Genomic DNA, 20,994 nt, shown 5'->3' with positions numbered 1-20,994 from the left:
CCTCATGCCCGCGCTCACCACCTCCCTCGACGGCTACGAGGTCTGGTTCCTCACCGGCAGCCAGCACCTGTACGGACCCGAGACGCTCGCGCAGGTCGCCGCGCAGTCGCAGCAGATCGCGCGGATCCTTGACGAGGCCGGCGACGTGCCGGTCCGGATCGTCTGGAAGCCGGTGCTCACCGACTCGGCCGCGATCAAGCGCACGGCGCTCGAGGCGAACGCCGCCGAGAACGTGATCGGCCTGATCGCGTGGATGCACACGTTCAGCCCCGCGAAGATGTGGATCGCCGGCCTCGACGCGCTGCAGAAGCCGCTCGCGCACCTGCACACCCAGGCGAACGTCGAGCTGCCCTGGGCCGACATCGACTTCGACTTCATGAACCTGAACCAGGCCGCGCACGGCGACCGCGAGTTCGGCTACATCCAGACCCGTCTGGGCGTGCCGCGCAAGACGATCGTCGGCCACGCCTCCGACCCGCGCGTGCAGCGCGAGCTCGGCACCTGGCAGCGCGCCGCGGCGGGCCTCGCCGCGAGCCGCGACATGAAGCTCGCGCGCTTCGGCGACAACATGCGCTTCGTCGCCGTCACCGAGGGCGACAAGACCGAGGCCGAGCTGCGCTTCGGCGTGCAGGTGAACACGTGGGGCGTGAACGAGCTCGCCGCCGCGGTCGCCGCCGCGAGCGAGACCGACATCGACGCCCTCGTCGCCGAGTACGAGGAGCTGTACGAGGTCGCCCCCGAGCTGCGCAAGGGCGGGGAGCGGCACCAGTCGCTGCGCGACGGCGCGGCGATCGAGCTCGGCCTGCGCTCGTTCCTCGAGGAGGGCAGGTTCGCGGCCTTCACCACGTCGTTCGAGGATCTCGGCGAGCTGAGGCAGCTGCCCGGCCTCGCCGTGCAGCGGCTGATGGCCGAGGGCTACGGCTTCGGCGCCGAGGGCGACTGGAAGACCGCCGTGCTCGTGCGCATCGCGAACGTGATGGGCGCGGGACTGCCGGGCGGTGCGAGCCTCATGGAGGACTACACCTACGACCTGACCCCGGGCGACGAGCTCATCCTCGGCGCGCACATGCTCGAGGTCTCGCCGTCGCTCACCACGGCGACGCCGACGCTGGAGATCCACCCGCTCGGCATCGGCGGCAAGGACGACCCGGTGCGCCTGGTCTTCACCGCGGATTCCGGGCCCGCCGTCGTCGTCGCGCTCAGCGACATGCGCGACCGGTTCCGGCTCACCGCGAACGTCGTCGAGAACGTCGAGCCGCGCGCCGCCCTGCCGAAGCTGCCGGTCGGCCGGGCGGTCTGGAAGCCGCAGCCCGACTTCACCACCTCGGCCGCCGCCTGGCTGACGGCGGGTGCCGCGCACCACACCGTGATGTCGACGGCGGTCGAGATCGAGGCGTTCCGCGACTTCGCCGAGATGGCGGAGGTCGAGCTGCTCGTCATCGACGACAGCACCACGCTGGGTGACTTCCAGCGCACCGTGCGCTGGAACCAGGCGTACTACCGGCTCGCCCAGGGCCTGTGACCTCCGCGGCAGCAGCGGCCGTCGCGGTCCCCACGCCTGTCGCGGTCCCTGAGCCTGTCACGGTCCCTGAGCCTGTCGAAGGGCCACTGCCGCGCTCCGGCCGGCGGATCCGGATCGCGGGGCACGGGTACGAGGCGGACATCGCGAGCATCGGCGCCACGCTGCGCGCGCTGCGGTTCGAGGGCCGGGATCTCGTGGTGCCGTTCGGGGCCGACGAGGTGCGCCCCGGGTATCGCGGGGCGACGCTCGCTCCGTGGCCGAACCGCGTCGTCGACGGCCGGTACGCGTTCGGCGGCGAGGAGCATCGGCTGCCGCTGACCGAGCCGGATCGCGGGCATGCGCTGCACGGCCTGGTCGCGTGGGCGGAGTTCACGGACGTCGTGGTCGAACCGGATCGCGTGGTGCTCGCCACGACGATCGTGCCGCAGCACGGATACCCGTTCCGCGTCGAGGTCGACGTGGAGTACCGGATCGGCAGCGATGGGCTCACGCAGACCGTGACCGGACGCAACCTCGGCACCGACCCCGCACCGTGGGGGACCGGTCCGCATCCGTACCTGGTCGCGGAGCCGATCGAAGGCCCGCGCGCGGTCGACGACTGGACCCTCACGATCCCCGCCGCGTCGGTGCTCACGGTCACCCCCGACCGGTTGAGCCCGATCGCAGTGGAGCCCGTCGACGCGCACGAGGAGTGGGACTTCCGCTCTCCGCGGCGCATCGGCGCCACCTTCATCGACCACGCCTTCACGGACCTGTCCCGCACGGGAGGGGCGGCGACCGTCGAGCTGCGCGGCCCCGTGGGCGGCGTCGGGGTCACCTGGGGTGAGGCGTGCCCGTGGGTGCAGATCCACACGGCGGACACCCCTGCCCAGCCGGAATCGCACCGCATCGGCCTTGCGGTCGAGCCGATGACCTGCGCACCGGACGCGTTCAACTCCGGTGCGGGGCTCGTGTCGATCGCGCCGGGCACGGAGCACGCGGCGTCGTGGCGGATCCATCGCCTCTGAGCGCGCTCGGGAGCGGTTTCGCACCGGTGCCTCGCGGGAGGCGCCTCGCTAGAGTGTGAGCCATGGTGAATGAGGGGGAGCCGCTGCAGGGCGGTCATCAGTTGGATTTCGGATCTGGACGACAGGATCCGCCGCCACCGCCGGCCGCGCCGTCTCCGCCGGCGGCGCCGGACGTCCCGGTTCCGCCCGCGCAGCCGGATCCGATTCAGCCCCAGCCGCCGCAGTACGGGCAGCCCGCGCAACCCTATGGCGCGCAGCCGACCCAGCCATATGGCGCCCAGCCCGCGCAGCCCTATGGCGCGCAGCCGACCCAGCCGTACGGCGCCCAGCCCTACCCCGGTCAGCCCGGGGAGCCGAGGAAGTCGTCCAAGGGGCTGCTCTGGGGTCTCATCGGCGGTGGCGTCGTGGTGCTCATCGCGATCGTGCTCATCGTGGCACTGCTCGTCGTGCCGGCGATCACGCGCTCGTCCGCGACGGCGGCCGACGCGGTCAAGGGCTACCTGACCGCCGTGTCGCACAGCGACGCGAAGACGGCGCTCGGCTACCTGGAGAGCGCGCCGGACACGACGCTGCTCACCGACGCCGTGCTGAAGGAGTCGAACAAGCTCGCTCCGCTCGGCCACATCGCGGTCAAGCAGGCCAGGAGCAGCTCGTCTTCCAGTGAGGTCGCGGCGACGTTCACGCTCGGTGACAAGAAGGTCGTCACGACCTACGGCCTCTACAAGACGAAGGACGCCTGGAAGCTCGCGGACGGCGTGCAGCCGATCTCGCTGAGCACGCTCAAGGGGCTCGACGCCACGATCAACGGGGTGTCCACGGCGAAGCTCGACCAGCCCTACGTCTTCCCCGGCACCTACGCCCTGTCGCTCGCGTCGAAGTACTTCTCCTTCAGCGGCGACTCGACCTTCACGATCGCGACCGAGAACGACACCTCGGCGCTGTACGACGTCAAGGTCGCGCTGAACGATGCGGGCACGACCGAGTACCGTTCGCTGGTGCGCGCCTCGGTCGAGGTGTGCGTGGCGATGAAGACCCTGGCGACGCCCTGCGGCATGGACATCACCTCGATCGACCTGTCCGGGGCGACCCCGGTCGAGGGATCGGTCACGCGCACCCTGACCGCCGAGGGGAGCGCCGCGCTCAATGCGCTGCAGCCGGAGGTGTCCGGATCCACGCCCACGGTCGTGACGAGCTACGACTCGGTCAGCGTCGACATGTCGCTGCAGGGCAGCGACGGCCAGACGTACACCGTGACGTCCGGCGGCTACCTCGATACGCCCAAGGTCGACTTCGCGGCAGCGGTTCCGAAGGTCGTCTGGGAGCAGTGATCCGCTGACATCGGCATCGCAGAGGGGGATCGGATCCGTGCGGACCGGTCCCCCTTCGCGATCTCCGGCCCGCACGCGGGAGGACCCCCGCCGACCCGATTCGGCGGGGGTCCCGCGGTTCGTGACCGCCTGGGCGCCCGGGTGCACTAGGCACCACCGGGCGGATCCCGTCGCGCGGGAGAAGACGAGCACCCGATCCGGTCTGCGTCGATGTCCCGCGCTGGAACCGTTGTACGGGCCCGAGGTGTCCGGGAGGTGAACGGCGCTGGGAGGTGTCGATGAATTACATGGAACCCCTACTACTTGCATGGAACACCACGTATTCTGGAGGGAGCGTCGACGACGACGCGGAACCAGGAGCACACGATGGTCCGTGACATCACCCACTTCATCGGCGGATCCGAGATCCCCGGCACACCCGAGGCCGCCTCGGGCCGCTGGGGAGACGTCTTCGATCCCAGCACCGGGGCCGTGCAGGCGCGCGTGCCGCTCGCCTCGGGCGACGACGTGCGCGCGGCGATCGCGAACGCCGAGGCCGCGCAGCCGGGATGGGCGGCGACCAACCCGCAGAAGCGGGCGCGGGTGTTCATGCGCTTCCTCGAGCTCATCCGCGACGAGATGGACGATCTCGCCGCGCTCCTCTCGGCCGAGCACGGCAAGACGCTCGACGACGCTCGCGGCGACATCCAGCGCGGCGTCGAGGTCATCGAGTTCTGCGTGGGCGCCCCGCACCTGCTCAAGGGCGAGTACTCCACGGGAGTCGGCACCGGCATCGACGTGTACTCGCTGCGCCAGCCGCTCGGCGTGGTCGCCGGGATCACCCCGTTCAACTTCCCGGCGATGATCCCGCTCTGGCAGATGGGTCCCGCGATCGCCTCGGGCAACGCGTTCATCCTGAAGCCCAGCGAGCGCGACCCCTCGGTGCCGGTGCGGATCGCCGAGCTGTTCCTGAAGGCGGGTCTGCCCGCCGGGATCCTGAACGTCGTGCACGGCGACAAGGAGGCCGTCGACGTGCTGCTGACCGATGAGCGGGTGCGTGCGATCGGCTTCGTCGGATCCACCCCGATCGCGGAGTACATCTACACGACCGCGAACGCGCACGGTAAGCGCGCGCAGTGCTTCGGCGGCGCGAAGAACCACCTCGTCGTCATGCCCGACGCCGATCTCGACCAGGCCGCGGACGCCCTCATCGGCGCCGGCTACGGCTCGGCAGGGGAGCGCTGCATGGCGATCTCGGTCGCCGTGCCGGTCGGCGAGGAGACCGCGGATGCCCTCGCGGCGAAGCTCGCGGAGCGCGTCGCCGCGCTGAAGGTCGGCCCGTCGCTCGCGGAGGGGATGGACTACGGCCCGCTCATCAACCGCGCCGCGGTCGAGCGCGTCACCGACTACATCCAGCAGGGCGTCGACGCCGGCGCCGAGCTGCTCGCCGACGGCCGCGGCTTCTCTGTCGTCGGTCACGAGGAGGGCTTCTACCTCGGCCCGACCCTGTTCGACCGGGTCACCACCGACATGTCGATCTACCGTGAGGAGATCTTCGGCCCGGTGCTCGTGATCGCCCGCGCGGCCGACTACGAGGAGGCGCTGCGGATGGCGTCCGAGCACGAGTTCGGCAACGGCGTGGGCATCTTCACGCGCGACGGCGACGCGGCCCGTGACTTCGTCGCCCGGGTGAACGTCGGCATGGTGGGCGTGAACGTGCCGATCCCCGTGCCGATCGCCTACTTCACGTTCGGCGGCTGGAAGCGCAGCGGGTTCGGCGACCTCAACCAGCACGGCGCCGACGCCTTCCGCTTCTACACCAAGACCAAGACCGTGACGTCGCGCTGGCCCGCCGCCGGCGTCCGGGAAGGTGCCAGCTTCGTCATCCCGACCATGCACTGAGGAGGATCACCATGACCACCGTCACCACCCCGGTCGCGATGACGACCGAAGAGCGTGCCGCCATCATCGGCGCCGTCCGCGAGTTCGCCGAGACCGAGCTCGCCCCGTTCGCCATCGAGCGCGACGAGAAGCACCTGTTCCCCCGCGACACCCTGCGCCGCGCCGGCGAGCTCGGCCTGGGCGGGATCTACGTCCGTGAGGAGTCCGGCGGCACGGGGCTGCCGCGCGTCGACACTGTCGCGATCTTCGAGGAGCTCGCGAAGGGCGATCCCACCATCGCCGCCTACATATCCATCCACAACATGGTCGTCTGGATGATCGACAGCTACGGCGATGACGCGCAGCGTGCGCGCTGGATGCCGGAGATCACCGCCATGGAGGGCCTCGGCAGCTACTGCCTCACCGAGCCGGGAGTCGGATCCGACGCCGCGGCGCTCGCGACCAGCGCGACGCGCGACGGTGACGACTACGTGCTCACCGGCGTGAAGCAGTTCATCTCCGCCGCCGGCGAGGCCGCCGTGTACATCGTGATGGCGCGCACGGGCCAGCGCGGCGCGCACGGCATCTCCGCCTTTCTCGTCCCCGGGGATGCGGCGGGGCTGAGCTTCGGTGCCCTGGAGAAGAAGATGGGCTGGCACGCGCAGCCCACCCGTCAGGTGATCCTGGATCAGGTGCGCGTGCCGGCATCGAGCCTGCTCGGATCCGAGGGGCAGGGTTTCGCGATCGCGATGAGCGCCCTGAACGGCGGGCGCCTGAACATCGCCGCCTGCTCCGTGGGCGGCGCGCAGTGGGCGCTGGACCGTGCCGTGCAGTACGTGCACGAACGGGAGGCGTTCGGGGAGCCCCTCGCCGAGAAGCAGTCGATCCTGTTCACCGTCGCCGACATGCGCACCGACCTGCAAGCGGCGCGGCTCATGGTGCGCGATGGCGCAGAGGCCGTCGACGAGAAGGCGCCGGACGCCACGATGCGCTGCGCGATGGCCAAGCGCTTCGCGACCGATGTCGGGTTCGACGTCGCGAACAGGGCTCTTCAACTGCACGGCGGCTACGGGTACCTTCAGGATTACGGGATCGAGAAGGTCGTCCGCGATCTGCGGGTGCATCAGATCCTGGAAGGGACGAACGAGATCATGAGACTCATCGTCGGACGCGAGATGCTGCGTCCCGCCGGATCCGCGACGCTGCAGCGCAGCGGCGACAGCCCGCACGTGCGGGCGGCATCATGACGCGCATCGCGTTCCTCGGGCTCGGCCACATGGGCCTGCCCATGGCGAAGAACCTCCTCGCCGCCGGGCACGACGTGCGCGGGTTCGACGTGATGCCCGCCGCGGTCGAGGCCGCATCCGCGGCGGGTCTGCCCGTCGCCTCGTTCGGGGTGGACGCGGTGGCCGGCGCCGAGGTCGTCATCACGATGTTCCCGGCCGGCAAGCACGTGATCGCCGCCTATCGGGATGAGCTGCTGGCCGCCGCCGAACCCGGCACGCTGTTCATCGAGTCCTCGACGATCGCCGTCGACGAGGCGCGCACGGCGCACGATCTCGCCGTCGAGGCGGGGCACCGCAACATCGACGCCCCGGTGTCGGGTGGCGTGGTGGGTGCGGAGAACGGCACTCTCGCGTTCATGGTCGGCGGATCCGATGACGACTTCGCCGCCGCGCTCCCGCTGCTCGAGATCATGGGCAAGCGGATCGTGCACTGCGGCGGATCGGGCCTCGGGCAGGCGGCGAAGATCTGCAACAACATGATCCTCGGCGTCTCCCAGATCGCGGTCGCCGAGGCATTCGTGCTCGGCGAGCGGCTCGGGCTCGAGCACCAGGCGCTGTTCGACGTGGTGTCGCAGGCGTCGGGGCAGTGCTGGTCGATCACCACGAACTGCCCGGTCCCGGGCCCGGTGCCGACCAGCCCCGCCAATCGCGACTACCGGCCCGGGTTCGCGGGCGCGCTCATGGCGAAGGATCTGGGCCTCGCGCTGCAGGCGATCGAGGGCACGGGCACCGACGCGCGGATGGGTCGCCTCGCCCAGGAGGTCTACGCCGCGTTCGCCGCCGGCCCCGGTGCCGCTCGCGACTTCTCCGGCATCATCACCGACATCCGCGACGCGTCCTGATCGCCCTGCGCGCGGCCGAGTCGCGGCGGGGTCGGGGCGCGGTCGGGGAGGGTGGTCGGCGGGAAACGCGAGATACTGGATGTGCCACGACGGAGCGGCGGAGGGGACGGATCATGGCGGAGTACGAGACGATTCTGGTCGATCAGCGGGGGCGCGTCGGATGGATCACGCTGAACCGGCCGCAGGCCCTGAACGCGCTGAACTCGCAGATCGCGGCGGAGGTGACCGCCGCCGCCACCGCCTTCGACGCCGATGACGGCGTGGGCGCGATCGTCGTCACCGGATCGGAGAAGGCGTTCGCCGCCGGCGCCGACATCAAGGAGATGGAGTCGATGTCGGCGGCGGAGATGACCGCGACCGACCACTTCGGCGTGTGGCGCGACTTCGCCGCCGTGCGCACGCCCGTGATCGCCGCCGTCTCCGGCTTCGCGCTGGGCGGCGGCTGCGAGCTCGCGATGATGTGCGACATCATCCTCGCTGCTGACACCGCCAAGTTCGGCCAGCCCGAGGTCAACCTCGGCGTGATCCCCGGCATGGGCGGCACGCAGCGGCTGATCCGCGCCGTCGGCTACTACAAGGCCGCAGAGCTCGTGCTCTCCGGGCGGATCATGGGCGCCGAGGAGGCGGAGCGCGCGGGACTGGTCTCGCGGATCGTCCCCGCGGCGGAGCTGCTCGCCGAGGCCGCGACGCTGGCAGAGGGCATCGCGGCGAAGTCGCTTCCCTCGATCATCGCTGCGAAGGCGATGCTCGACGCCGCCATGGAGACTCCTCTCGCGGCCGGGCTCGATACCGAGCGCGCAGCGTTCGCCGCACTGTTCGACACCGCGGATCAGAAGGAGGGCATGGCTGCCTTCCGCGAGAAGCGCCCGCCGCAGTTCGTGAACCGGTGACCGAGATGACCGACATCCGTTCCCTCGGATCCTTCGCCGATCCGCATCCTTCGTCCACGCCCGCGTCCCCAGCCCAGGACGCCGCGTCGAACGTCGTGCCGCTCTTCGCCGACGGAGCGCTGCCGGACGTCACGGACCTGCGCCTCTCCGAGGCCGATCGGCGCGAGCTGGTGACCTGGACCATCGCCTGCGCGGAGCGGCTCCTGCCGGTGTTCCAGGCCGAGCGGCCGGACGACGACCGTCCTCGGGAGGCGCTCGCCGCGGCCGAGGCGTTCCTGCGCGGAGAGCTTGACATCGCCGCGGTGCGAGAGAAGGCGTTCGCGTGTCATGCGGCAGCGCGCGAGGCGCAGGATCCCAGCGCCGAGGCAGCCGCACGCGTGTGCGGCCAGGCCGTCGCGGTCGCGCACCTCGCCGGGCACAGCCGTCAGGTGCCGCGGCACACCGCCCGCGCGTTCCCCGGAGACCGCTCCCGCCGCGACGAGGAGCTCGCCTGGCAGCGCATGAACATCCCCGCCCGCTTCGACGCGTACGTCTACGACGGCGACTGACGGATCCGGATCCGGACCCGAAGGCACTCAGCCGCGCAGCTCGTCCAGGGCTTTGGCGATGCGGCGCTCGCGGGTGGCGTCCTGCTTCGCGCCGGACACGGAGACCGCGAGCTCCTTGCGGCGGGTGAAGCTGAGCGCCTCGAACGCCGCGGTCAGGCCCGCACCCTCAAGAGCTGCGGCGAGGTCGGCGGGCACCTCGGCGGTGCGCGCCGCGACATCGGGCACGATCACGGCGTCGAACGCGTCGCCGAGTTCGAGCCCCATCGCCGCGCGGGTCGCCTTGCTGAAGCCGATCAGGTTCTTGCCGCCCATCCGCGCGAGACGCAGGCGGGCGGTGTTCGCGCCGACCGTGACGGTGACGGGGAAGGCCTTCGCCGTGCTGAGCGCGGCGACCTGCTCGTCGCTGAGCACGATAGCGCCCGCCGGGCCCAGGGGCTCGAGGGTGGTGCGGATCCGCAGCTCGGTCATGCCGATCAGCCTACGACGCGACCGCCTGGGCGGCGAGAACGTCATTGCGCTCATCGATCAGCCGGATGAGATGGCGGCGCATGATCACCGCATCGACCAGGCGGCCGAGCGGGCCGAACGGCGAGCGGAACACGATCTCGTCGCGCATGAGGGTGCCGCCGGGCGCGGGCTCGAACGTGTGCCGGTGCCGGAACTCGGCGAACGGGCCGCGGATCTGCCGATCCGAGAACGCGTGCGGCGCGTCGACGTCGAACACGAGCGAGGTCATCCGGAACCGGATCCCGAAGTGCCGGGCATCCCAGGTGACGATGTCGCCCTCGGCCATCCGCCCCGAGCGGACCCCGCCCGCGATCCGCTCGTCGTGGGCCGTCATCGAGTCGACGTGAACGCCCACGTCCAGGGACAGCGCGAACACCCGCTCGACCGGCGCGGCGATCACCCGCTCCCGGACGAAGGATCCCATCAGAGCGGATCCGGCTGCGGCCGCGGGTCGGCGAAGTCGCCGGCCGCCTTGCGCATGCGCGCGACGATCGCGACGAGATCCGCGGCGTCGGCGTCGTCGATCCCCGGATCGGCGAACACCTCGCCGTTGAGGGCCGTCGTGGCGCGCTCGACGAGCTCCCGGCCGGCCTCGGTCAGCTCCAGCAGGGCCGCGCGGCCGTCGTGCGGATCGCGATGCCGGATGATGAGGCCGTCGCGCACGAGCCGGTCCGCGGTGCTGGACACGCTGGTCGCATGCACCTGCAGACGCGCGACGACGCTGGACAGCGGCAGCACGCCTGTGCGGCTGAACGCGAGCAGCCGCAGCACCTCGAAGCGGGCGAACGACAACGCGAAGGGACGCAGCGCCGCATCCACCCGGGCGAGCAGCAGCTGCTGGGCCCGCATCACCGAGGTGACCAGCGACATGCCGTCGGCCGCATCGGTCCAGCCGTGCGCGAGCCACTGCCGCTTGGCCTCGGCCAGCGGATCGATGGGCAGCGGGTGCGGTCTCGGCATGCCCCTACGCTACCGGGGAGGGCGGCGTGCGGGAGTCGTGACGCAATCGCCGCAGGTGGGATCCGTCCATCGCGGCAGCTGATGCGCGACGTCTTCCGATCTGTCGGCAATGTATACATAGATGGGGTGTTCGGGGGACATTCTCGTGAAAAACCCAGTCTTTGGCTACATAGAGGCGAATGCCTATAGACTCGCGATGTCGTGAGGAGCAATCGATGAAGATCTTCGTCCTGGTGAAAGAGGTACCCGACACCTACGGGGACCGCAAGCTCGACCTGGAGACCGGTCTCGCCGATCGTGCGGCGGGCGACGTCGTGCTCGACGAGATCACCGAGCGTGCGCTCGAGGTCGCTCTGACCTACGCCGACGCGAATCCCGGCACCGAGGTCGTGGCGCTGTCGATGGCACCGGAGACGGCGACCGCGTCGATCCGACGGGCCCTCGCGATCGGAGCCGGATCCGCGGTGCACATCGCCGACGACGCGCTGCGGGGCGCCGATCTCGGCCTGACCGCCGCCGTGCTCGCGGCGGCCCTGAAGCGCGGCGAGCCCGACCTGGTGATCACGGGAAACCTCTCCACCGACGGATCCGGCGGCGTGATCCCGGCCATGCTCGCCGAGCACCTCGGCTTCGCGCAGGCGACGGCGCTGAGCGCAGTGCAGATCGGCGCCGACGCAGTGACCGCGACCCGCGCGACGGACTTCGGATCGCAGCAGGTGACCGTGCCGCTACCCGCCGTCATCTCGATCACCGAGGCGCTGCCGGACGCGCGCTTCCCCAACTTCAAGGGCATCATGGCGGCCAAGAAGAAGCCGCTCGAGGTGCTGTCCCTCGCCGACCTCGGCGTGAGCGCGGATCCGGCCGGTGCGCCGCAGACGATCCTCACCGCCGTGGCGGAGAAGCCGCCGCGCACGGCGGGCGTGAAGATCACCGACGAGGGCGACGCCGCCACCCGGCTCGTCGAGTTCCTGGTCCAGAACAGGCTGGTGTGACATGGCGTTCCCGGAGAAGGCGATCCTCGTCCTCGTCGACGTGACCCCGGCCGGCGGCGCCGCGCCCTCGACCGCGGGCCTGCTCGGCGCCGCGGCGCAGCTCGGCGCGGCGGTGGCGCTCGTCGCCGCTCCCGCGGGCACGGCTCAGGCGGCGGTCGATGCCGCGCTCGCCGCGGGCGCGCAGGTCGTGCTCACAGCGGACATCGACGGCGGATCCGTCACCGTCCCCGCCGTCGACGCGGTGCAGGCCGCCTACCGCGCGGTCCGCCCTGATGCGGTGCTGGTCTCGAACTCGATCGCCGGGCGCGACGCCGCCGGGCGGCTGGCGGTGCGCGAGCACCTGGCGCTGTCGGTCGACGCGATCGGCGTCTCCCGCGACGACGAGGGCGTGGTCGCACACCACTCCGTCTACGGCGGCGCGTTCCTCACCGACTCTGCACCGACGTTCGGCACCCCGGTCATCACGGTGCGGCAGGGCGCGATCGACGCCCGAGCGGAAGCTGTCGCCGACGGCCGCGTCGAGGCGCTCGCCGTCGAGGCGTCGGGTGCCCCGGCAGCGACCGGGGAGGCGATCGAGGCCGTGGAGGCCGCATCGTCCCGGCCCGAGCTGCGCGGCGCCAAGGTGGTCGTCTCGGGCGGGCGCGGACTCGGATCCAAGGAGAACTTCTCCCTCGTCGAGGATCTCGCCGACGAGCTCGGCGGGGCGATCGGCGCCTCCCGCGCCGCGGTCGATGCCGGCTACATCCCCTACGCGCATCAGGTGGGCCAGACCGGTGTCTCGGTGTCGCCGCAGCTGTACATCGCCCTCGGGATCTCGGGCGCGATCCAGCACCGCGCCGGCATGCAGACCGCGAAGACCATCGTCGCGATCAACAAGGATCCGGAGTCGCCCATCTTCGACGTCGCGGACTTCGGCATCGTCGGCGACCTGTTCACCGTCGTGCCGCAGGTGGTCGAGGCACTGCGCGCGCGGAAGAAGTAGCGATGGCGACCGTGCGCAGGGGACTGCCCCGTATCCGGGGCGGAGAGGCGTGGCCGCCCGCCGGGCTCGTGACGCCGGACGCGCCGCTTGCGGTGTCCGAGGAGTCGACGGTCGTGGCCAGCCCGGCCCCAGCGGCCGAGGCCGGCCCGGTCCCGGAGATCAGCCCGGTCCCTGAGGCTCTCGAAGGGGCTCGCACCCCTCTCGCGTCCGTCTCGGGCGGGTCGCTCCGCCGGGGTCTGCCCCGCGTCGCCGGCGGGGATCCGTGGCCTCCGGTGGGGGAAGCCGCCGGCATAGCCGGTTCGACACCGGTGCCCAGCCCGGTCTCTGAGCTCGTCGAAGAGACACCTCCGCGGGCCGCGCGGGCGCTCGACGCGGACCCCACCGAGACCTCCGGCACTTCGACAGGCTCAGTGACCGAACCTTCGCCCGGAATCGGATCCGCCCTGCGTCGCGGTCTTCCGCGCACGGCGGGCGGGGATCCGTGGCCTCCTGCAGGGGCCATCGTCTTCCGTGCCGTCGAGGGCGACGCGATGCCGCCAGGTGCGGACCGCGTTTGGTCTCAGTCGCCTGCGGCGTCTTCGCTCAACGTCCCGATCGGGGCGGCGGTCGCTCTCCGCCCGGACGTGTCGGCGCCGCTGCCGTTCACCCGCACCGTGTGGCGGGGCACGGCGCCAGCGCGCGTGGCCGAACCGCCGGTCGGCAGACTGCGCCCGACGTGGCCCCAGGCCTTCAGTGGGCTCTTCGCCGCCGCCGGTCTCGCGATCCTCGCCGCCGCGGCGGTCGCGCTCGTGCGCGCGTTCCTCAGCCTGCCGTTCATGCAGGACTTCCTCGCAACCTATCCCGGCGAGTACCACCTGCCCGCGGGCGCGCCCGTGGGCATCCCCGGCTGGATCGGCTGGCAGCACTTCTTCAACATCTTCCTGATGACGCTGATCATCCGATCCGGCACCCAGGTGCGGCACCAGAAGCGGCCCGCCGCGTTCTGGACGCCGCGCGGCGATCCGAAGGGCAAGATCAGCCTGACGCTCTGGTTCCACCAGTCGCTCGATCTGCTGTGGATCGTGAACGGCGTGATCTTCGTCGTCCTGCTGTTCGTCACCGGGCAGTGGATGCGGATCGTGCCGACGAGCTGGGACGTGTTCCCGAACGCGCTCTCCGCGGCGCTGCATTACGTCTCGTTCGACTGGCCCACCGAGAACGGCTGGGTGAACTACAACAGCCTGCAGCAGATCGCCTACTTCACGATCGTGTTCCTCGCCGCTCCCGTCGCCATTGTCACCGGATTCCGGATGTCGGGTCTGTGGCCGAAGAAGGCCGAACGGCTGTCGAAGGCCTATCCGATCGAGTGGGCACGGGCCCTGCACTTTCCGATCATGCTGTTCTTCGCGCTGTTCATCCTGGTGCACGTGGCGCTGGTGCTGCTCACGGGCATGCTGCGCAACCTGAACCACATGTTCGCCTCGTCGGACGCGGTCGGGTGGACCGGGTTCTGGGTGTTCGTGCTGGCGATGGTCGTGGTCGCGGTGGGGTGGATCGCCGCGCGACCGCTGGTGCTCGCCCCGATCGCGAAGCTGTTCGGGCAGGTATCCGCGCGCTGACCGCGGCCGGATGATGGTGCGCGGCCTGGTGATCGATGACCCTTGACAAAGCTACCAAGCAAGCGCTTGACTAAGCGTGTGTTCGCCCCTCTCGCCTTCTTCTCCTTCGTCCGCCTCGAGGATCGTGCTCTGCACACCTCCTACAACCGCTGGCATCAGCTCGATCATCGACCGGAGAACCTTGCGCTGCCCGGCGTCGCCTGGGGAGACCGCTGGGAGATCCGACAGGATCATGCCGCCCTCGTCGACGGCGCTCTGAAGGCGGACGTCGACTTCGTCGCGATGTACTGGTTCCGTGAACCCGTCGACCAGTCCGTGCAGGCCTGGGACGCGCTCGGCGAGGCCTCGTTCCAGTGGGGGCGCGGGCCGCTCATCCCGGGCATCCGCCGCCCGATGCTCGCGTTCTTCCGTCCGGTGAAGGGCTACTGCGCGCCGCGCGCCCTCGTCGCGCCGGAGGTGCTGCCCTACCGCCCGAACCGCGGGGTACACGTCACCGTGACCCGGTTCGACGACCCGCACGCGAGCGAGGCGCACGAGGCGCACCGGTATGAAGACCAGACGCTGATCCCCGCACTTCTCGAGGTGGACGGCGTCGCGGGGGCCTGGACCTTCTCGTACAGCCATCCGCAACGGCATTCCTCGCTCCCGTTCGACGAAAGCCCCGCCGATCAGCCCGGGAGCATCCGGATCCGACTCGTCTACCTCGAAGATGATCCCGCGGTCGTCGCGCCGAAGCTTCGCGCGGTGCAGGAGCAGGCACCTCCCGTGGCCGGACAGCTCGTGCTGTCGGCGCCGGTGTCGACGATCATCCCGTGGCAGGACTGGTGAGCGGCGAGCTGGAGAGGCGTCTTCTGGCGCTGGAGGATCGCGCCGAGATCGGCGAGCTGATCGCGCGCTACGGGCCGGCGGTGGACTCCGGCGACGGCGCGGCGGTCGCGGCCCTCTGGGCGCCCAATGGCACGTACCGGTTCGATGACGTCGAACTGGACGCGACGGGCGTGCGGGCTCTCGTGTCGTATCCGACTCACATGGACTACATGGAGCGCGGCTGCGCGCACATCCTGTCCGCGCCCCGCATCAGCATCGACGGCGACACCGCCGTCGCGATCACCCACTCGGCCGTCATGATCCACGACGGCACCCGATGGCTCGGCGAGCGGGTGAGCGCCAACCGGTGGGAACTGCGTCGGCTGCCCGAAGGGTGGCGTGTGCAGCGCAGGGTGAACCGTCTGCTCGACGGTGCGCCCGAGGCGCGTCTGCTGTTCAGTTCCGGAAGCGACTGAGCGGGGTCTCCCCCGCCTCCTGCAGTCTCGTGAGCGTCCGGTGGCGGGGGCCCAGCGCGCTGCCGAACCGGACGTCCCAGGACTCGTGACTCGTGTCGCCCAGGGCGAGACGAGCGTGGTGCGTCCAGTTCGGGTCGTCCAGCATCTGCCTGCCGAGCAGCACGAGGTCGGCGTCTCCGCGCTCGATCAGCATCGCGGCCTGTTCGGGATCGACGACGAAGCCGACCGTCGCGGTGAGCACCTCGACCTCGTGTCGGATGCGGCGGGAGAAGTCGGCGTGGAACGCGAAGCCGCGCCTGATCCGGGTGTCGGAGGATCGATCGGTGGTGATCCCGCCCGACGAGGTGTCGATGATGTCGACTCCCGCGGCAGCAAGCGCGCGGGCGACCTGGACCGTGTCATCGACGTCCAAGCCGCCGTCTGCGCCATCCACGGTCGAGATCCGATATGACAGCGGGACCCCGTGGCCGATCGCGTCGCGAACAGCCGCGATCACCTCGAGGGGGTACCGCAGCCGGCGCTCTGCGGTACCGCCGTAGGCGTCCGTACGGTGGTTCGAGACGGGGGACAGGAACGAGTGCAGCAGGTAGCCGTGGGCGCCGTGCAGCTCGATGAAGCGGAATCCTGCCGCCATCGCGCGCGCGGCCGCGTCGTGCCAGTCCTGCACCGAACGGGCGATGTCGGCAATGCTCATGGCGGCCGGGATCTGATGTCCCGGCCCGGCTGCGATCGCTGACGGCGCCGACAGCGGCCAGGGTGCCTGACCGGCCGCGGCATCCGCGTCGACGAGCGGGGCTCCGGCATACCAGGGCTCTCGGACCGCGCCGCGGCGCCCCGCATGGCTCAGCTGGATCCCGGGAACGGATCCGGATGCCGAGACGAGTGACGCGACCCGGCGCCATCCCTCGACCTGTTCGTCGCTCCACAGCCCGGAGTCGAAGTGCGAGATGCGTCCCTGAGGGTGCACGGCGGTGGCCTCGGCGATCACGACGCCGGCACCGCCCAGTGCGAAGCGGCCCAGATGCGCGACGTGGAAGTCGCCGGCCACGCCGCCGGTGGAGGAGTACATGCACATCGGCGACACGCCGACCCGATTCGGAAGGGCGACGTCGCGCACGGCGAGGGGACTGAAGAGGGTCATGCAGGCTCCTGAGGGTGGGGCAGTCGTAGAGCGGCGGCGATGAGGATCGTCGCGCCGCCGCACAGGGCGGCCGTGGCGAAAGCGATCCGGAGCGCCGGTTCGGAGAGGTAGGCGCTGTCGCCGGATGCGGGGAGCGTGGCGATCAGCAACGCGAACAGTGCGGCGGCGACGGCGCCGGACAAGGTCCGCACGACAGAGTTCACGCCGTTCGCGGAGGCCACCTGATCGCGAGGCACCGATGCCGTGATGAGTGAGGGCATCGAGGCGAAGGCGAAGGAGACGCCCGTGCCCACCAGAGCGGATCCGGCGATGATCGCGGCGGGCTGTCCGTGCACCGCCATCCGGAACAGGAATGCCGCCGTCATGATGGATGCCCCCAACAGGAGGGCGAACCGGCTGCCGTGGCGCGTGATGACGCGTGCCGTGAGCGGAGCCAGCACGACCATCACCAGGGCCGACGGGAGCAGGAACAGTCCGACCGCGGCGGGGGCTGCGGCCACGCCGTAGCCGGTCGCGGCGGGAGCGAGGGCCTCCTGGGTCGTGAGCAGGTGATTGGCGTACATCCCGAACGTGGCGACGAACGACGCCAGGTTGATCGGCAGGATGGGCGAGGACATCGCGATCCGCACGTCGATCATGGGATGCGGCCGCCGGAGTTCCCACAGCAGCCAGATCCAGAGCCCGGCCGCCGAGATCGCGAACAGCCAGAGCGTGGTCGGGCTCGTCCACCCCCAGAGCTGCCCGCGCGAGATCGCCAGTAGAAGCGCGGCCAGCCCGACCGTCAGCAGCACCGCTCCCGGGACGTCGAAGCTCCCGGGACGAGATGTCGGCACCTCCCGGATGCGCAGCAGGATAAGCACGAAGAACGTCGTGCCGATCGCGGCGGACACCCAGAAGATCGTCGTGAGTCCACCCCAGGCCACGAGCGGTCCCGCGACGGCCAGTCCCAGGGCCGAGCCGATCCCGAGCGTGCCGCTCATCACGGCGATGCCGAAGATCGCGAGACGTCGAGACACCTGGGTGCTCATCAGCGCGATCCCGATCGGGACGACCGAGGTGCCGAAGCCCTGCAGCGCCCGCCCGATCATGACGGCGATGAACCCCGGGATGACGGCCGCGATGAGCGATCCGGTGACGAGCAGGGCCATCGCGGTGAGCAGCAGACGGCGCCTCCCGTGCATGTCGGCCAGCCGAGTGATCACCGGCGTGCCCACCACGCCGACCAGCAGCGTGATCGTGATCAACCACGCGGCGTCGGGCGCGGTGGTGCCGAGCATCTCCGGCACGCGAGGGAGCACGGGGATCATGAGGGTGAACTGCAGCGAGCTCAGCATGCCGCAGCCGGCCAGCAGTCCCACGATCAACCGCTCCTGGTGCGTACCGTCCTTTGCCACGTCCCGTCGCCGAGCTCAGCTGCGCGTGATGATGCGCTGATCGAGCTTCCACCCGTGAGCGGTGCGCAGGAAGGTGTCGCTGTACGTGCCCATGCCCGCCAGCACGGGGGCGCCCAGGGTGTCGGTGTAGTAGCGGAAATACGAGCGCCCGTCCGCGCGGTCGCCGTCCACGTCGACCACGATGCTCGACACGTCATGCCGCGTGTGCGAGCCGGGTCCCTGAATGCCGTCCCTGCGGCGTCGGTGCACTCCGGCGAGGATCTCGTCGTGACCGACGACCCGCTGGCTGTCCATGGGCAGGTCGCCGGCGTCGGCCAGCTCCCAGACCGCGTCGGCGGTGAAGCACGCGATGTAGTCCTCCGGTGCTCCGGAGTCGGCGAGCTGAGCGATGCGGGCGATCAGCGTCGCCACGTCGATGCGGTCGGCGGCGCTCACTGTGTCACCATCCATCCGCCGTCGACCGGCAGCAGCACACCGTTGATGTAGCTCGCGAGCGGGGACAGCAGGAACAACGTCGCCCACGCGATGTCGTCGGGGCTCGCCATGCGTCGCAGCGGAATGCGGGAGAGCACGCGCTGTCCGGTCTCGCTGCCCGCGAAGCCGACGAGGCGCGGGGTGTCGGTCATGCCCGGGGCGACGCCGTTCGCGCGGAACTCGTCGGCACGGTACGCCGCGAGGTGCCGGACGTAGCCCATGATCGCGGCCTTGGACGCGGAGTACCAGGGGCTGTCGGTGCCGATCAGGTTGCCCGCGACAGATGTGGTCGCGACCATTGCGGCACCGTCGCCGGGGTTCGTGGCGGCCCAGGTGTCGGTGACGCGGCGGACGCTGCCCACGCAGATCTCGAGCGCCCGTTCGAACGGCAGCGACGAACTGGACGCCGGGCCCGCGTTGTTGTGCAGATAGCGGATCGCGCCCAAGGACTCGATCGCGCTCGCGATGCCCTGGTCGACGGCGTCGCCGTCGGACACGTCGGCGACCCAGGTGTGCACGACGGGCGCGGTCGCCCGCACCTGGGCCGCGGTCTCCTCGAGCCCGGCGGGGTTGAGGTCCCACAGGCTCAGGCTGAGACCGAGTTCGGCGGCCCGCACGGCCGTCGCCCGCCCGATGCCGCTGCCGGCGCCGGTGATGAGCAGCGTCTCGCCGCTGCTGAATCCGAGATCAACCTTGCTCATCCTGCGCTCCTTTGCCCAAGCGTTTGCTTGTTTTACTCTAGTGCCGTCGGCCTGACCACGGCAACCGCGGTCAGCGGCGGCCCATGACGAACCCGGCATAGTCCGCGTCGGCAACCGCCTCGCAGTGATCGATATACGTCTTGAATCCACCGATGTACGGCAGGAAGCCCCGAGCCTTGCCGTCGATGTTCGCGCCCGTGTACCACGATGGCGCCGCGCCGAAAAGGGTCCGGTCGGCCAGTTCGAGACCGTGCGCGGTCCATTCGGCGGCGGCATCCGCCCGTGCCTCGACCGAGGTGAATCCGGTGCCGCGGCAGTACGCGACCAGCCGCAGCGCGAAGGCGCCCTGCTGCTCCGAGCTGAGTGCCATGTTCGATAGCACGCTGGGGGTGCCGGGGCCGTTCAGCACGAGCAGGTTGGGGAAACCGGGCAGCGCGACGCCGAGGTAGGTCGACGGGAATCCGCTCCAGTCCTCACGGAGGGATCGGCCGTCGCGCCCACGGATGTCGATGGCGGTCAGAGCGCCGGTCATCGCGTCGAAGCCGGTGGCGTACACGATCACGTCATGCGCGCGCATCCGTGCCGTGGTGCGGATCCCGGCCGGGGCGACCTCGGCGATCGGCTCGCTGCGCAGATCGACCAGCGACACATGATCGCGGTTGTACGTCTCGTAGTAGCCGGAGTCGGTGCAGATCCGCTTGGTGCCTACCGCGTGGTCACGCGGCGTCAGCAGTGCGCGGATCCCGGCATCGTCCACCTTCTCGGCCAGCTTGCGTTCGAAGAACACCCGTGCGGCGTCGTTGATGACCGGGTCGACCGTCAGCTGCGCGAACGCCTTGGCGAAAAGCACGCCGCCGCGGGTCCAGCTCTCCTCGAAGACCGCCTCGCGCTCGGCCTCGTCGGCCTCGGCGTAGGGAACGGGGTGGCTCGTCCAGGGCGATCCGGCCGGCCCGTTCCAGGACAGCTCGCGCCGGTGCGCGAGGTCGTCCTGCGCGTGTGCCCACTCCTCGTCGTCGATCGGGCGGTTGAATGCCGGGACGCTGTAGTTGGCGCTGCGCTGGTAGACGACGAGCTCCGCTGCGGCCTCGGCGAGCAACGGGATCGCCTGCACCCCGGACGATCCCGTGCCGATGATGGCGACGCGCCGGCCCGCGAGATCGACGGCCCGGTCCGGCCAGGCGGAGGTCTGCAGGACCTCGCCCGCGAACGAGTCGCGCCCCGGGATGTCGGGAAGCTGCGGGGCGGAGAGTCCGCCGGACGCCATGATCAGCCAGCGTGCGCAGGCGGTCAGCCCCGAGTCCGTGCGGACCCGCCAGAGCTGTGCCGGTTCATCCCAGGCGGCCGAGACGACGCGCTCGCCGAATCGGTAGTGCGGGCGCGCGTCGAACCGGTCCGCGACATGGCTCAGATAATCCAGGATCTCGGGCTGGGTCGCGTAGCGCTCGCTCCACCGCCACTCGCGCTGCAGGTCGTCGTCGAACGAGTACGAATAGTCGATGCTCTCGACATCGCACCGCGCCCCGGGGTAGCGGTTCCAATACCAGGTGCCGCCCACATCGTCTCCTGCCTCGAGTCCGAGCACATCCAGGCCGGCGCGCGCGGCGTGGATGACGGTGTAGAGGCCGGCGAATCCTGCGCCGACGACGATCAGGTCGTGTTCGTGGGTGGTCATCGTGATC

21 protein-coding genes are annotated in these 20,994 nt (G+C 70.6%); 13 read left to right on the top strand and 8 right to left on the bottom strand.

The genetic code is table 11. From position 1 onward, the window contains the following. The first annotated feature begins 4 nt into the window (after nt 1–4). The 8 genes from araA to ABD882_RS13550 all read left to right on the top strand — a co-directional run bounded on the left by araA (nt 5) and on the right by ABD882_RS13550 (nt 9,283). Nucleotides 5–1,522, top strand: coding sequence for an L-arabinose isomerase (gene araA / locus ABD882_RS13585; protein WP_345187800.1), 1,518 nt, complete (start codon nt 5–7; stop codon nt 1,520–1,522). A gap of 86 nt (nt 1,523–1,608) precedes the next feature. Next, nucleotides 1,609–2,529, top strand: coding sequence for an aldose 1-epimerase family protein (locus ABD882_RS13580; protein ID WP_345188011.1), 921 nt, complete (start codon nt 1,609–1,611; stop codon nt 2,527–2,529). Nucleotides 2,530–2,591: 62 nt separating this feature from the next. Continuing rightward, nucleotides 2,592–3,857, top strand: coding sequence for a hypothetical protein (locus ABD882_RS13575; RefSeq protein WP_345187798.1), 1,266 nt, complete (start codon nt 2,592–2,594; stop codon nt 3,855–3,857). A gap of 366 nt (nt 3,858–4,223) precedes the next feature. Continuing rightward, nucleotides 4,224–5,738, top strand: coding sequence for a CoA-acylating methylmalonate-semialdehyde dehydrogenase (locus ABD882_RS13570; protein WP_345187796.1), 1,515 nt, complete (start codon nt 4,224–4,226; stop codon nt 5,736–5,738). An 11-nt stretch (nt 5,739–5,749) separates the two neighbouring features. Then, on the top strand, nt 5,750–6,964 hold the full coding sequence (locus tag ABD882_RS13565) for an acyl-CoA dehydrogenase family protein (RefSeq protein ID WP_345187794.1): 1,215 nt from the start codon (nt 5,750–5,752) through the stop codon (nt 6,962–6,964). Further along, on the top strand, nt 6,961–7,845 hold the full coding sequence (gene mmsB, locus ABD882_RS13560) for a 3-hydroxyisobutyrate dehydrogenase (protein WP_345187793.1): 885 nt from the start codon (nt 6,961–6,963) through the stop codon (nt 7,843–7,845). Before ABD882_RS13565 ends, mmsB begins: the two co-directional genes overlap by 4 nt. A 113-nt stretch (nt 7,846–7,958) precedes the next feature. Continuing rightward, on the top strand, nt 7,959–8,735 hold the full coding sequence (locus tag ABD882_RS13555) for an enoyl-CoA hydratase-related protein (protein ID WP_345187790.1): 777 nt from the start codon (nt 7,959–7,961) through the stop codon (nt 8,733–8,735). Nucleotides 8,736–8,740: 5 nt separating this feature from the next. Then, nucleotides 8,741–9,283: a putative immunity protein gene (locus ABD882_RS13550; RefSeq protein WP_345187788.1), complete on the top strand. Its 543-nt coding sequence runs from the start codon at nt 8,741–8,743 to the stop codon at nt 9,281–9,283. 27 nt (nt 9,284–9,310) lie between these two features. On the opposite strand, the gene ABD882_RS13545 is transcribed toward ABD882_RS13550, so the two are convergent. The 3 genes from ABD882_RS13545 to ABD882_RS13535 are packed head-to-tail and all read right to left on the bottom strand — an operon-like array spanning nt 9,311 to nt 10,750. Next, nucleotides 9,311–9,751, bottom strand: a complete 441-nt coding sequence (locus ABD882_RS13545; RefSeq protein ID WP_345187787.1) for a YdeI/OmpD-associated family protein — start codon at nt 9,749–9,751, stop codon at nt 9,311–9,313. Between the two features lie 10 nt (nt 9,752–9,761). Beyond that, nucleotides 9,762–10,214, bottom strand: coding sequence for an SRPBCC family protein (locus ABD882_RS13540; RefSeq protein ID WP_345187785.1), 453 nt, complete (start codon nt 10,212–10,214; stop codon nt 9,762–9,764). Further along, the gene (locus ABD882_RS13535) at nt 10,214–10,750 is read right to left on the bottom strand and encodes a MarR family winged helix-turn-helix transcriptional regulator (RefSeq protein ID WP_345187784.1); all 537 of its coding nucleotides are present in this window, start codon (nt 10,748–10,750) and stop codon (nt 10,214–10,216) included. The genes ABD882_RS13540 and ABD882_RS13535 overlap by 1 nt, the downstream gene beginning before the upstream one ends. A gap of 215 nt (nt 10,751–10,965) precedes the next feature. Here ABD882_RS13535 and ABD882_RS13530 point away from each other — a divergent pair, with 215 nt between their 5' ends. From ABD882_RS13530 to ABD882_RS13510, 5 genes are all read left to right on the top strand, one after another. After that, nucleotides 10,966–11,742 (top strand): electron transfer flavoprotein subunit beta/FixA family protein, encoded by a 777-nt coding sequence (locus ABD882_RS13530; protein WP_345187783.1) that lies wholly within the window; start codon nt 10,966–10,968, stop codon nt 11,740–11,742. Nucleotide 11,743: 1 nt separating this feature from the next. Further along, entirely contained in the window at nt 11,744–12,724 is a 981-nt protein-coding gene (locus ABD882_RS13525) for an electron transfer flavoprotein subunit alpha/FixB family protein (RefSeq protein ID WP_345187781.1), read from the top strand. A 2-nt stretch (nt 12,725–12,726) separates the two neighbouring features. Beyond that, on the top strand, nt 12,727–14,322 hold the full coding sequence (locus tag ABD882_RS13520; protein ID WP_345187778.1) for a cytochrome b/b6 domain-containing protein: 1,596 nt from the start codon (nt 12,727–12,729) through the stop codon (nt 14,320–14,322). A gap of 78 nt (nt 14,323–14,400) precedes the next feature. Then, nucleotides 14,401–15,150 carry a hypothetical protein gene (locus tag ABD882_RS13515; protein ID WP_345187776.1) on the top strand — a complete coding sequence of 250 codons (750 nt, stop codon included), beginning with the start codon at nt 14,401–14,403 and terminating at the stop codon, nt 15,148–15,150. After that, nucleotides 15,135–15,605 (top strand): nuclear transport factor 2 family protein, encoded by a 471-nt coding sequence (locus tag ABD882_RS13510; protein WP_345187775.1) that lies wholly within the window; start codon nt 15,135–15,137, stop codon nt 15,603–15,605. Before ABD882_RS13515 ends, ABD882_RS13510 begins: the two co-directional genes overlap by 16 nt. Here ABD882_RS13510 and ABD882_RS13505 read toward each other — a convergent pair. From ABD882_RS13505 to ABD882_RS13485, 5 genes are all read right to left on the bottom strand, one after another. After that, complete coding sequence (locus tag ABD882_RS13505) at nt 15,586–16,746, bottom strand: NADH:flavin oxidoreductase/NADH oxidase (RefSeq protein WP_345187772.1); 1,161 nt, start codon at nt 16,744–16,746, stop codon at nt 15,586–15,588. The two genes, ABD882_RS13510 and ABD882_RS13505, sit on opposite strands and share 20 nt — an antisense overlap. Beyond that, on the bottom strand, nt 16,743–18,140 hold the full coding sequence (locus tag ABD882_RS13500) for an MFS transporter (protein WP_345187770.1): 1,398 nt from the start codon (nt 18,138–18,140) through the stop codon (nt 16,743–16,745). Before ABD882_RS13500 ends, ABD882_RS13505 begins: the two co-directional genes overlap by 4 nt. Before the next feature lie 15 nt (nt 18,141–18,155). Continuing rightward, nucleotides 18,156–18,575 (bottom strand): nuclear transport factor 2 family protein, encoded by a 420-nt coding sequence (locus ABD882_RS13495; protein WP_345187769.1) that lies wholly within the window; start codon nt 18,573–18,575, stop codon nt 18,156–18,158. Further along, nucleotides 18,572–19,315 carry an SDR family NAD(P)-dependent oxidoreductase gene (locus ABD882_RS13490; RefSeq protein ID WP_345187766.1) on the bottom strand — a complete coding sequence of 248 codons (744 nt, stop codon included), beginning with the start codon at nt 19,313–19,315 and terminating at the stop codon, nt 18,572–18,574. The genes ABD882_RS13495 and ABD882_RS13490 overlap by 4 nt, the downstream gene beginning before the upstream one ends. Nucleotides 19,316–19,385: 70 nt before the next feature. Then, the gene (locus ABD882_RS13485) at nt 19,386–20,987 is read right to left on the bottom strand and encodes a flavin-containing monooxygenase (RefSeq protein WP_345187765.1); all 1,602 of its coding nucleotides are present in this window, start codon (nt 20,985–20,987) and stop codon (nt 19,386–19,388) included. Nucleotides 20,988–20,994 lie beyond the last annotated feature (7 nt).

Source organism: Microbacterium panaciterrae (assembly GCF_039541635.1).
GTDB classification, from domain to species: Bacteria; Actinomycetota; Actinomycetes; order Actinomycetales; family Microbacteriaceae; genus Microbacterium; species Microbacterium panaciterrae.
This window is presented reverse-complemented; position numbering and strand designations above follow the sequence as displayed.

Excerpts from the sequence above, each read along its gene's own strand:
- araA (WP_345187800.1), top strand. The coding sequence starts at position 5 with ATGCCCGCGCTCACCACCTCCCTCGACGGCTACGAGGTCTGGTTCCTC.
- ABD882_RS13575 (WP_345187798.1), top strand. The coding sequence starts at position 2,592 with ATGGTGAATGAGGGGGAGCCGCTGCAGGGCGGTCATCAGTTGGATTTC.
- ABD882_RS13570 (WP_345187796.1), top strand. The coding sequence starts at position 4,224 with ATGGTCCGTGACATCACCCACTTCATCGGCGGATCCGAGATCCCCGGC.
- ABD882_RS13565 (WP_345187794.1), top strand. The coding sequence starts at position 5,750 with ATGACCACCGTCACCACCCCGGTCGCGATGACGACCGAAGAGCGTGCC.
- mmsB (WP_345187793.1), top strand. The coding sequence starts at position 6,961 with ATGACGCGCATCGCGTTCCTCGGGCTCGGCCACATGGGCCTGCCCATG.
- ABD882_RS13555 (WP_345187790.1), top strand. The coding sequence starts at position 7,959 with ATGGCGGAGTACGAGACGATTCTGGTCGATCAGCGGGGGCGCGTCGGA.
- ABD882_RS13550 (WP_345187788.1), top strand. The coding sequence starts at position 8,741 with ATGACCGACATCCGTTCCCTCGGATCCTTCGCCGATCCGCATCCTTCG.
- ABD882_RS13545 (WP_345187787.1), bottom strand. The coding sequence starts at position 9,751 with ATGACCGAGCTGCGGATCCGCACCACCCTCGAGCCCCTGGGCCCGGCG.
- ABD882_RS13540 (WP_345187785.1), bottom strand. The coding sequence starts at position 10,214 with ATGGGATCCTTCGTCCGGGAGCGGGTGATCGCCGCGCCGGTCGAGCGG.
- ABD882_RS13535 (WP_345187784.1), bottom strand. The coding sequence starts at position 10,750 with ATGCCGAGACCGCACCCGCTGCCCATCGATCCGCTGGCCGAGGCCAAG.
- ABD882_RS13530 (WP_345187783.1), top strand. The coding sequence starts at position 10,966 with ATGAAGATCTTCGTCCTGGTGAAAGAGGTACCCGACACCTACGGGGAC.
- ABD882_RS13525 (WP_345187781.1), top strand. The coding sequence starts at position 11,744 with ATGGCGTTCCCGGAGAAGGCGATCCTCGTCCTCGTCGACGTGACCCCG.
- ABD882_RS13520 (WP_345187778.1), top strand. The coding sequence starts at position 12,727 with ATGGCGACCGTGCGCAGGGGACTGCCCCGTATCCGGGGCGGAGAGGCG.
- ABD882_RS13505 (WP_345187772.1), bottom strand. The coding sequence starts at position 16,746 with ATGACCCTCTTCAGTCCCCTCGCCGTGCGCGACGTCGCCCTTCCGAAT.
- ABD882_RS13490 (WP_345187766.1), bottom strand. The coding sequence starts at position 19,315 with ATGAGCAAGGTTGATCTCGGATTCAGCAGCGGCGAGACGCTGCTCATC.
- ABD882_RS13485 (WP_345187765.1), bottom strand. The coding sequence starts at position 20,987 with ATGACCACCCACGAACACGACCTGATCGTCGTCGGCGCAGGATTCGCC.